The organism is uncultured Amnibacterium sp., assembly GCF_964244015.1.
In the GTDB taxonomy this organism is placed as follows: Bacteria; Actinomycetota; Actinomycetes; order Actinomycetales; family Microbacteriaceae; genus Amnibacterium.
Map to the genome: position 1 here is coordinate 1 of NZ_CAXTHO010000217.1, position 2,077 is coordinate 2,077.

The following is a 2,077-nucleotide window of genomic DNA, read 5'->3' on the forward strand; positions in this document are numbered from 1 at the left end:
CATGCGGGGCGGCCGGCGGACGAGCACACCGGGATCGACGAGGATGTGCGTCGCGTGGGCGCCGTGCGCGGGGTCGTGCCCCAGCACCTCCATGCCCGCGCTGATCCCCCGCACGCTCTTGCCGACCTTGCGGACGATCCCCGCGAAGCTGGTGCCCTGACGCGCAGGGAACGTCAGGGGGATCGCGTCCTGGAACCGGCCGTCGCGCACGTACGCGTCCATGTGGCTGATCCCCGCGGCAACCACCTGCACCAGCACCTGATCCGCGTCGGGCACCGGCCGGGGCTCCTCGGCGACCTGCAGCATGTCGACCCCGCCGTAGCCGGCGAAGGTCGCGATCAAGGTCGCCTTTTTAGCCATGACGCCGACGCTAGGACCGCCCCGACCCGCCACGCCAGATCCGGAGGGCCTTGGGGGTTTGCGGGGGGTGGTGCCGGTGTTCGGGCGCTTCCGTGTCAGGCGCTTCGGTGTTCCGGCGCTTCGGTGTCAGGCGCTGAGCCGCGGGTAGTCCGTGTAGCCCTCCGCACCCGGCGTGTAGAAGCGGTCGGATCGCGGCGCGTTCTCCGGCGCCTCGTCCCGCCAGCGCTGCACGAGGTCCGGGTTCGCGATCACGGCACGGCCGACGGCCACGGCGTCGGCGTGCGCGCGCTCGACGAACGCGATCGCCTCGTCCCGGGTCGTGTGGGAGCCGAACCCGCTGTTGACGATGAAACCGCCGTCGAAGCGGTCGCGCAGCTCCTGCACCGGCTCGCTCGCGGGGTCGCGGTGCAGCACGCTGAGGTAGGCGAGGTCGAGCGGCGCGAGGCCGTCGATCAGCGCGAGGTAGGTGCGGCGCGTCTCGTCGGCGTCGGTCTCGAGCACGTCCTGGATGTCGTGCGACGGCGAGATCCGGATGCCCACGCGACCGCCGCCGACCTCGGCCGCGACCGCCTGCGCGACCTCGATCACGAAGCGGGCCCGCGCCTCGGCCGAGCCGCCGTAGCCGTCCGTGCGCAGGTTGGACGACGGGGCGAGGAACTGGTGCAGCAGGTAGCCGTTCGCGCCGTGCAGCTCGACCCCGTCGAACCCGGCCCGGATCGCGCGGCGCGCGCCGCCGACGAACTCGTCGCGGACGACCGCGAGGTCGGCCGCCGTCAGCGCCTCCGGTACCGCGTGCGGCTGCTTGCCGTGCTGCGTGTGCACCTCGCCGCCGATGGCGACGGCGCTCGGTGCGACCGTGCGGGTCCCCGTGAGTTCGGGGTGCGAGACGCGGCCGGCGTGCATCAGCTGCATGACGATCGTGCCGCCCTCGGCGTGCACCGCGTCGGCGACCGCGCGCCACCCGGCCTCCTGCGCATCGGTCGCGATACCGGGCTGACCGGCGTAGCCGCGCGAGTCCCGGCCCAGGTAGACGCCCTCGCTGACGATCAGGCCGACGGAGGCGCGTTGCGCGTAGTGCTGCGCGACGAGCGCGGTGGGTACGCCGTCCTCGCCGCAGCGGAGGCGCGTCAGCGGCGCCATCACGACCCGGTTCTCGAGGTGCAGGTCGCCGAAGTCGGTCGGGCTGAACAGGTCCATCGTGCTGCTCCATCCGGGTCGCGGGGGTCGCCCGCAGAGGGTCAACCGCGAGACGACTGCCGAATTCCGTCACCTCCACGAACCCTGGGTACGGGCCCCGGAACCCCTCCACGCGGCGGGCGCCTCGTCGCCGAACGCCGCCCGACGCGGCTGGATGGGCCCATGACACACACCGAGCTGCTGCACGACCATCACCTGGGCGATGTGCCCACCGTCGCCGGAGACGGCCGCGAGACCCTGATGCACCTGGGTCGCGTCAGCATCACGGGCGGCTTCGACGAGCCCGGCGAGTTCGACATCCCGCCGGAGGAGCCGGTCGTGCTGGTGGGCGAGGTGCCCTGGGAGCTCCGCACCGCCGAGTGAGGCCGGCGCGCCTCGGCGTCGCCTCCGCCCGGTATCCCTGCGACCGGTACGCAGGTGCAGGAGGATCGGTGGATGAGTGCCGTCATCATCGGGTACGCCCGGACCCCCTTCGTGAAGTTCAGCGGCGTCTTCGCCCAGGTGCCGGCCACGGTCCTCG

3 protein-coding genes are annotated in these 2,077 nt (G+C 73.0%); 1 reads left to right on the forward strand and 2 read right to left on the reverse strand.

All coding sequences use genetic code 11. The annotated features are described in order from the left end of the window. Both ACFE67_RS14980 and ACFE67_RS14985 read right to left on the reverse strand, forming a co-directional pair. Positions 1–360 (reverse strand): alcohol dehydrogenase catalytic domain-containing protein (locus ACFE67_RS14980; protein ID WP_375407666.1); only part of this gene is annotated, 360 nt, incomplete at its 3' end. Positions 361–486: 126 nt separating this feature from the next. Next, entirely contained in the window at positions 487–1,557 is a 1,071-nt protein-coding gene (locus tag ACFE67_RS14985; protein WP_375407667.1) for an alkene reductase, read from the reverse strand. 162 nt (positions 1,558–1,719) lie between these two features. Here ACFE67_RS14985 and ACFE67_RS14990 point away from each other — a divergent pair, with 162 nt between their 5' ends. After that, complete coding sequence (locus tag ACFE67_RS14990; RefSeq protein WP_375407668.1) at positions 1,720–1,920, forward strand: hypothetical protein; 201 nt, start codon at positions 1,720–1,722, stop codon at positions 1,918–1,920. Positions 1,921–2,077 lie beyond the last annotated feature (157 nt).